This is a genomic window from Blastococcus sp. CT_GayMR20 (assembly GCF_004570345.1).
Map to the genome: position 1 here is coordinate 1 of NZ_SPQM01000179.1, position 8040 is coordinate 8040.

Here is an 8040-nt window from a genome sequence, read left to right on the forward strand (position 1 = left end):
CGGCCCTCGACCGCTTCAACGCCGAACGGTCCAACGTCCGGGCCGCGGTGCAGCGGTCCGTCGACGCCGGCGAACGGGACGTGGCCGCTCGGCTGATCCGCAACACCCTGGGTTTCATGGCCCGCCGCAGCGGCGAGCGGGAGGTGATGGCGTGGATCGAGGCGACCCTCCCGGGCACCACGGCGGCCGTCCGCGGCCGCCTCCTCGTCCTCCACGCCCTCCTCTCGGGCGTGCTCGACGACCTGACGGCGGTCCGCCCGTCCCTCGACGAGGGTCTGCGGCTCCTCCCGGACGACGCCGATCACGCCTACGACCACGCGCTGGCGTCGATGGCAGGCGTCTACTCCGCCATCGCCACGGCTGACACGCAGACGTGGGGCCGGGGCATCGAGGAGACGACCGCGCGGTTCGCCGCCCTGGGCCACGATCTCGGGCGGACGTTCATGGAGATGTTCTCGGGCGAGCTCGCGTTCGTGCTCGGGGACCTGGAGGCGGCGGAGCGGCGCTACGGCGCGGCCCTGGACCTGGCCCGTCGCCTGGGCGACCAGCCGTTGACGGGCCAGGCCCTGAGCATGCAGGGCCTCGTCCTCCTGACCAGGGGTGAGACCGGCCGCGGGACACGGCTGGTCGTCGACGGCGCGGCGGTGAACCGGCGCGACGGCCAGCCGACGTCGATCGCGTTCTCCCTCGAGGGCCTGGCGGCCGTCGCGCTGGCCGACGGCCGTCCGTCGGTGACGGCCGGGGCCCTGGCCGTCGCCGCAGCCATGCGGCACCACCTGGCGCTGCCGCGCACTCCCGCCCTCGCCGGCCTCATGGACGACCTGGCCGCCCGCGCGCGGGAACGCCTGGGGCCGGACGCCTACGACGCCGCCTGGTCCGAGGCGGAGGGCCGGCCCTACCTCCAGGCCCTGGACCGCGCCCTCCGCGACCTCGCCGGGGCCGGCACCGGAGGCTAGGAACCGGTCGGCGCCCGACGGCTCAGCACGTCGCCGATGAAGGCGGTCACGTCGGCGAGGACGTCGTCCTTGTTGAGCTCGTTGAAGATCTCGTGCCGGGCTTCGGGGTAGATCTTCTCGACGAACTCCTCGCCCCGGAGGTGCTCGATGCCGCCGCGGCTGCCATCGATCGGCACCAGCGCGTCGGCCTCGCCGTGGGCCCACATCAGGGGCAGCGGACCGAGCGACGGTCCGGCCATCACCGCGTCGAGCCCCCGCAGGATCGACTCGAGGGTGGTCCGCTTGAACGACCCGTGCCAGATGAGCGGGTCGCTCTCGTAGGCCTTCCCGACCTCCGGGTCCCGCGACAGCACGGCGACGTCGATCGGCAGCTCGGGGATCTCCGGCAGCTCGAGCAGCTGGCGGGCCGCGTCGTACGTGCCCACCAACGGCCCGGACAGGACGACGGCCGCCAGCGAGTCGGCGTAGCGCTGCGCGTACCGCGCGGCGATCAGACCGCCCATCGAGTGCCCGATCAGAACGACGGGCAGGCCGGGGTGTTCCTCGCGGGCCCGGCCGTCGACCTGGTGGAGGTCGTCGACGATCCGCTCGAAGTCGGTGACCAGGACTCGTTCGCCCTCGCTCTTCCCGTGCCCCACGTGGTCGACGGCGTAGACGACGGCACCGTGGGCGACGAGCGCGTCCGCCACGTGCTCGTAGCGGCCGCAGTGCTCGCCGTAGCCGTGTGCCAGCAGGACGACGTGCGACGGGCTGCCGCCGCCCTCCCAGGTCCGGGCGACCAGCCGGCCACCGTGGCCCTCGAGCGTCCACTCGCGTGAGTCGGTCATCAGCTGCCTCCGGGGTCCGGTCGTGCTCCCCGGATGTCATCACACCGTGCGCGAGCGCGCCTCCGGGCCGATGTCCTCGACGTCGATCGCGCCGTACCCCTCCTCCTGGGGGTCGCCGTGCAGCCCGCCGCTCATCGCGTACTCCTCCTCCGGGGACAGCACCAGCCGGTGCCGGCCGAAGGCGGCGAAGCCGACCAGCGCGACGACGTAGATCACGGCGATGGCGACGATGGCCTCCCGGTAGGCCTCGTTGAGCATGACGCCGACGAAGATCAGCGCGGCGACGGCACCGGCGAAGACGGCGCCGGGAATCCCGAACGGGCTGCGGTAGGGCCGGCGGGCGTTGGGGAACTTCCGCCGCAGCATCACGAACGACACCATCTGCAGGAGGTAGGCCAGGACGGCGCCCCAGACGGCGATGTTGAGGACGATCGCGCCGGCCGTCTCCCCACCTGTGTCGACCAGGATCAGGGCGATGATGCCGATGACCGCGCCGACCACGAGGGCGATCCACGGCGTCTTGCGCCCGCCGGTCAGCGACAGCACCTTCGGGTAGTAGCCCGCGCGGCTGAGCGAGAAGATGTTGCGCCCGTAGGCGTACATGATCCCCTGCAGCGAGGCGAACAGGCCGATCAGCGCGAACAGCGACAGGATCGCGGCGACGTCGCTGTTGGGCAGGATCGCCCGGAAGCCGTCGAGCAGCGGCTCACCGGCCTCCCCGATCGCCGACGCACCGACGACGGCCGGGTTGAGCACCAGCACCAGCGCACCGCTGACGATCAGCGTGAGCAGCCCCCACATGCCCGCGCGAGGGATGTCGCGGGCGGGCATGTGGGACTCCTCGGCAGCCAGCGGCAGTTCCTCGATGCCGAGGTAGAGCCACATCGCGAACGGCATCGCGAGCACAACCTGCCACCAGCCGAACGGCAGGAAGTCGCTGTTGCCGGCGTCCGGCTCGATGTCGAAGAGCTTGCCGAAGTCCAGCGCCCCGGAGAACAGCGCCATGACGGCGAACAGCGCGATGACCGCCAGCGAGAGCGTGGCGACCACGACGGCGAAGCGGAAGGAGACCTCCGCGCCGGCGATGTTCAGCAGCAGGAAGACCGCGTAGAGGATCACCCACCACACCCACGCGGGCATGGACAGCCCGAACAACTCGTCGGTGATGCTGTCGGCGTACGAGGCGGAGAAGTAGACGATCACCGCCGTCGTCGCGACGTACTCGATGGTCTCGGCCAGCCCGGTGACGAAGCCACCCCAGGGCCCCATCGCCGACCGTGCGAACGAGTAGGCGCCACCGGTGTGCGGCATCGCCGCCGACATCTCACCGATGCTGCCGATCATCGTGACGTACATCAGGGTGACGATCACCGTGGCGATGAGGAAGCCGCCCCAGCCGGCGCCACCGATGCCGAAGTTCCAGCCGGAGAAGTCACCGGAGATGACCGCGGCGACGCCCAGCCCCCACAGCCCCCAGAACCCGGCGGTGCGGGTCAGCCCCCGCTTGTCGAAGTAGCCCTCCGCCGCAGAGGTGTAGGTGACGCCGGAGGCGCCTCGGGACTGGGGTGCGGACATGGCGCGCCTCCTGGGGGCCGGACGACGGACCACCGGACGCGAGGCCGTCGGCGTGCTCAGTGCGGCGGTCAGGGTGATGGGTGGCGACACCGCAGGTCAAGAGGTCGAGCGCGCCGGTCCCCCAGTTGATGCAGGACTGCTCCCGGTCGGGACCGCGGCCCCGGCCGGTCGCCCCGCGCGCTCCCGCGGGAGCGTCGCGGCCCCCTGGCAGCGGCTGCCGTCGGTGGCGGTCGCGTCATGCGTCACGGAGGTGGCAGGCTTTGATCGTGATTCGGCCGGGGCTCAGTACCTGCACGTGCAGGCCCGGCCAGCGGGATGATCACCGTCCGGGTATCTGCAACACCGCTGGTCACGGTGATGGCGGTCCGGGCGCCCCTGTGTCGGTGAACGAAGGGGGCGTGGTGGTCAACCGGCCCTCGGTCTGGCCTGACCGATGACGTTGCCGCGCCGTGCTGGTCGGTACGCCGACGACCGACTCACAGGAGGCTGACCCATGCGGAAACTGACCTTTGCCATGAACCTGAGTCTGGACGGCTACATCGCCGCGCCCGGCGACGACCTGGCCTGGAGCGTGCCGAGCGACGAGCTGTTCCAGCGGTGGGCGAACTCGATCTGCGCCGGTGTGGCGCCGGGCTGCTGGTCGGCGGTCGGCCAGTGGGAGCTCATCGTCTCCCACAGTCTGCGCCCGTACAGCGCCAGGCCGGTCGCCCCCACCCGGTCGGACCACCACTGGAACAGCTCGTCGCTCGGCACGCTCCAGGCCAGGTCGTCGCCGGGCGCGGCGATGTAGCCGTCCAGACTCAGGTTCATGGCAAAGGTCAGTTTCCGCATGGGTCAGCCTCCTGTGAGTCGGTCGTCGGCGTACCGACCAGCACGGCGCGGCAACGTCATCGGTCAGGCCAGACCGAGGGCCGGTTGACCACCACGCCCCCTTCGTTCACCGACACAGGGGCGCCCGGACCGCCATCACCGTGACCAGCGGTGTTGCAGATACCCGGACGGTGATCATCCCGCTGGCCGGGCCTGCACGTGCAGGTACTGAGCCCCGGCCGAATCACGATCAAAGCCTGCCACCTCCGTGACGCATGACGCGACCGCCACCGACGGCAGCCGCTGCCAGGGGGCCGCGACGCTCCCGCGGGAGCGCGCGGGGCGACCGGCCGGGGCCGCGGTCCCGACCGGGAGCAGTCCTGCATCAACTGGGGGACCGGCGCGCTCGACCTCTTGACCTGCGGTGTCGCCACCCATCACCCTGACCGCCGCACTGAGCACGCCGACGGCCTCGCGTCCGGTGGTCCGTCGTCCGGCCCCCAGGAGGCGCGCCATGTCCGCACCCCAGTCCCGAGGCGCCTCCGGCGTCACCTACACCTCTGCGGCGGAGGGCTACTTCGACAAGCGGGGGCTGACCCGCACCGCCGGGTTCTGGGGGCTGTGGGGGCTGGGCGTCGCCGCGGTCATCTCCGGTGACTTCTCCGGCTGGAACTTCGGCATCGGTGGCGCCGGCTGGGGCGGCTTCCTCATCGCCACGGTGATCGTCACCCTGATGTACGTCACGATGATCGGCAGCATCGGTGAGATGTCGGCGGCGATGCCGCACACCGGTGGCGCCTACTCGTTCGCACGGTCGGCGATGGGGCCCTGGGGTGGCTTCGTCACCGGGCTGGCCGAGACCATCGAGTACGTCGCGACGACGGCGGTGATCGTCTACTTCTCCGCCTCGTACGCCGACAGCATCACCGACGAGTTGTTCGGGCTGTCCATGCCCGCGTGGGTGTGGTGGGTGATCCTCTACGCGGTCTTCCTGCTGCTGAACATCGCCGGCGCGGAGGTCTCCTTCCGCTTCGCCGTCGTGGTCGCCACGCTCTCGCTGGCGGTCATCGCGCTGTTCGCCGTCATGGCGCTGTTCTCCGGGGCGCTGGACTTCGGCAAGCTCTTCGACATCGAGCCGGACGCCGGCAACAGCGACTTCCTGCCGTTCGGCTGGTGGCAGGTTGTGCTCGCGATGCCGTTCGCGATGTGGCTCTACCTCGGCATCGAGGAACTGCCGCTGGCTGCCGAGGAGTCCCACATGCCCGCCCGCGACATCCCTCGCGCGGGCATGTGGGGGCTGCTCACGCTGATCGTCAGCGGTGCGCTGGTGCTGGTGCTCAACCCGGCCGTCGTCGGTGCGTCGGCGATCGGGGAGGCCGGTGAGCCGCTGCTCGACGGCTTCCGGGCGATCCTGCCCAACAGCGACGTCGCCGCGATCCTGTCGCTGTTCGCGCTGATCGGCCTGTTCGCCTCGCTGCAGGGGATCATGTACGCCTACGGGCGCAACATCTTCTCGCTCAGCCGCGCGGGCTACTACCCGAAGGTGCTGTCGCTGACCGGCGGGCGCAAGACGCCGTGGATCGCCCTCGTGGTCGGCGCGGTCATCGGCATCATCGCCCTGATCCTGGTCGACACAGGTGGGGAGACGGCCGGCGCGATCGTCCTCAACATCGCCGTCTGGGGCGCCGTCCTGGCCTACCTCCTGCAGATGGTGTCGTTCGTGATGCTGCGGCGGAAGTTCCCCAACGCCCGCCGGCCCTACCGCAGCCCGTTCGGGATTCCCGGCGCCGTCTTCGCCGGTGCCGTCGCCGCGCTGATCTTCGTCGGCGTCATGCTCAACGAGGCCTACCGGGAGGCCATCGTCGCCATCGCCGTGATCTACGTCGTCGCGCTGGTCGGCTTCGCCGCCTTCGGCCGGCACCGGCTGGTGCTGTCCCCGGAGGAGGAGTACGCGATGAGCGGCGGGCTGCACGGCGACCCCCAGGAGGAGGGGTACGGCGCGATCGACGTCGAGGACATCGGCCCGGAGGCGCGCTCGCGCACGGTGTGATGACATCCGGGGAGCACGACCGGACCCCGGAGGCAGCTGATGACCGACTCACGCGAGTGGACGCTCGAGGGCCACGGTGGCCGGCTGGTCGCCCGGACCTGGGAGGGCGGCGGCAGCCCGTCGCACGTCGTCCTGCTGGCACACGGCTACGGCGAGCACTGCGGCCGCTACGAGCACGTGGCGGACGCGCTCGTCGCCCACGGTGCCGTCGTCTACGCCGTCGACCACGTGGGGCACGGGAAGAGCGAGGGCGAACGAGTCCTGGTCACCGACTTCGAGCGGATCGTCGACGACCTCCACCAGGTCGACGGCCGGGCCCGCGAGGAACACCCCGGCCTGCCCGTCGTTCTGATCGGGCACTCGATGGGCGGTCTGATCGCCGCGCGGTACGCGCAGCGCTACGCCGACTCGCTGGCGGCCGTCGTCCTGTCCGGGCCGTTGGTGGGCACGTACGACGCGGCCCGCCAGCTGCTCGAGCTGCCGGAGATCCCCGAGCTGCCGATCGACGTCGCCGTGCTGTCGCGGGACCCGGAGGTCGGGAAGGCCTACGAGAGCGACCCGCTCATCTGGCACGGGTCGTTCAAGCGGACCACCCTCGAGTCGATCCTGCGGGGGCTCGACGCGGTGATGGCCGGACCGTCGCTCGGTCCGCTGCCCCTGATGTGGGCCCACGGCGAGGCCGACGCGCTGGTGCCGATCGATGGCAGCCGCGGCGGCATCGAGCACCTCCGGGGCGAGGAGTTCGTCGAGAAGATCTACCCCGAAGCCCGGCACGAGATCTTCAACGAGCTCAACAAGGACGACGTCCTCGCCGACGTGACCGCCTTCATCGGCGACGTGCTGAGCCGTCGGGCGCCGACCGGTTCCTAGCCTCCGGTGCCGGCCCCGGCGAGGTCGCGGAGGGCGCGGTCCAGGGCCTGGAGGTAGGGCCGGCCCTCCGCCTCGGACCAGGCGGCGTCGTAGGCGTCCGGCCCCAGGCGTTCCCGCGCGCGGGCGGCCAGGTCGTCCATGAGGCCGGCGAGGGCGGGAGTGCGCGGCAGCGCCAGGTGGTGCCGCATGGCTGCGGCGACGGCCAGGGCCCCGGCCGTCACCGACGGACGGCCGTCGGCCAGCGCGACGGCCGCCAGGCCCTCGAGGGAGAACGCGATCGACGTCGGCTGGCCGTCGCGCCGGTTCACCGCCGCGCCGTCGACGACCAGCCGTGTCCCGCGGCCGGTCTCACCCCTGGTCAGGAGGACGAGGCCCTGCATGCTCAGGGCCTGGCCCGTCAACGGCTGGTCGCCCAGGCGACGGGCCAGGTCCAGGGCCGCGCCGTAGCGCCGCTCCGCCGCCTCCAGGTCCCCGAGCACGAACGCGAGCTCGCCCGAGAACATCTCCATGAACGTCCGCCCGAGATCGTGGCCCAGGGCGGCGAACCGCGCGGTCGTCTCCTCGATGCCCCGGCCCCACGTCTGCGTGTCAGCCGTGGCGATGGCGGAGTAGACGCCTGCCATCGACGCCAGCGCGTGGTCGTAGGCGTGATCGGCGTCGTCCGGGAGGAGCCGCAGACCCTCGTCGAGGGACGGGCGGACCGCCGTCAGGTCGTCGAGCACGCCCGAGAGGAGGGCGTGGAGGACGAGGAGGCGGCCGCGGACGGCCGCCGTGGTGCCCGGGAGGGTCGCCTCGATCCACGCCATCACCTCCCGCTCGCCGCTGCGGCGGGCCATGAAACCCAGGGTGTTGCGGATCAGCCGAGCGGCCACGTCCCGTTCGCCGGCGTCGACGGACCGCTGCACCGCGGCCCGGACGTTGGACCGTTCGGCGTTGAAGCGGTCGAGGGCCG

The 8040-nt window shown here is 71.8% G+C and carries 7 protein-coding genes; 3 read left to right on the forward strand and 4 right to left on the reverse strand.

Features of this window, described 5'->3' with window-relative positions; genetic code table 11:
• The coding region (locus E4P40_RS28345) for a hypothetical protein (protein WP_209305499.1) at nt 1–956 on the forward strand (956 nt) is incomplete at its 5' end.
• Here E4P40_RS28345 and E4P40_RS24460 read toward each other — a convergent pair.
• The 3 genes from E4P40_RS24460 to E4P40_RS24475 all read right to left on the reverse strand — a co-directional run bounded on the left by E4P40_RS24460 (nt 953) and on the right by E4P40_RS24475 (nt 4168).
• Complete coding sequence (locus tag E4P40_RS24460) at nt 953–1783, reverse strand: alpha/beta hydrolase (protein ID WP_135160963.1); 831 nt, start codon at nt 1781–1783, stop codon at nt 953–955. The genes E4P40_RS28345 and E4P40_RS24460 overlap by 4 nt on opposite strands.
• A gap of 39 nt (nt 1784–1822) precedes the next feature.
• A complete protein-coding gene (locus E4P40_RS24465) occupies nt 1823–3358 on the reverse strand; it encodes an amino acid permease (RefSeq protein ID WP_135160964.1) in 1536 nt (511 codons plus the stop codon).
• A gap of 534 nt (nt 3359–3892) precedes the next feature.
• The gene (locus E4P40_RS24475) at nt 3893–4168 is read right to left on the reverse strand and encodes a hypothetical protein (protein WP_209305500.1); all 276 of its coding nucleotides are present in this window, start codon (nt 4166–4168) and stop codon (nt 3893–3895) included.
• 514 nt (nt 4169–4682) lie between these two features.
• Here E4P40_RS24475 and E4P40_RS24480 point away from each other — a divergent pair.
• Both E4P40_RS24480 and E4P40_RS24485 read left to right on the forward strand, forming a co-directional pair.
• Nucleotides 4683–6218 carry an amino acid permease gene (locus E4P40_RS24480; protein WP_135160964.1) on the forward strand — a complete coding sequence of 512 codons (1536 nt, stop codon included), beginning with the start codon at nt 4683–4685 and terminating at the stop codon, nt 6216–6218.
• Between the two features lie 39 nt (nt 6219–6257).
• Entirely contained in the window at nt 6258–7088 is an 831-nt protein-coding gene (locus tag E4P40_RS24485; protein ID WP_135160963.1) for an alpha/beta hydrolase, read from the forward strand.
• Here E4P40_RS24485 and E4P40_RS28350 read toward each other — a convergent pair.
• The coding region (locus E4P40_RS28350; RefSeq protein WP_209305499.1) for a hypothetical protein at nt 7085–8040 on the reverse strand (956 nt) is incomplete at its 5' end. The two genes, E4P40_RS24485 and E4P40_RS28350, sit on opposite strands and share 4 nt — an antisense overlap.

Excerpts from the sequence above, each read along its gene's own strand:
- E4P40_RS24460 (WP_135160963.1), bottom strand. The coding sequence starts at position 1,783 with ATGACCGACTCACGCGAGTGGACGCTCGAGGGCCACGGTGGCCGGCTG.
- E4P40_RS24465 (WP_135160964.1), bottom strand. The coding sequence starts at position 3,358 with ATGTCCGCACCCCAGTCCCGAGGCGCCTCCGGCGTCACCTACACCTCT.
- E4P40_RS24475 (WP_209305500.1), bottom strand. The coding sequence starts at position 4,168 with ATGAACCTGAGTCTGGACGGCTACATCGCCGCGCCCGGCGACGACCTG.
- E4P40_RS24480 (WP_135160964.1), top strand. The coding sequence starts at position 4,683 with ATGTCCGCACCCCAGTCCCGAGGCGCCTCCGGCGTCACCTACACCTCT.
- E4P40_RS24485 (WP_135160963.1), top strand. The coding sequence starts at position 6,258 with ATGACCGACTCACGCGAGTGGACGCTCGAGGGCCACGGTGGCCGGCTG.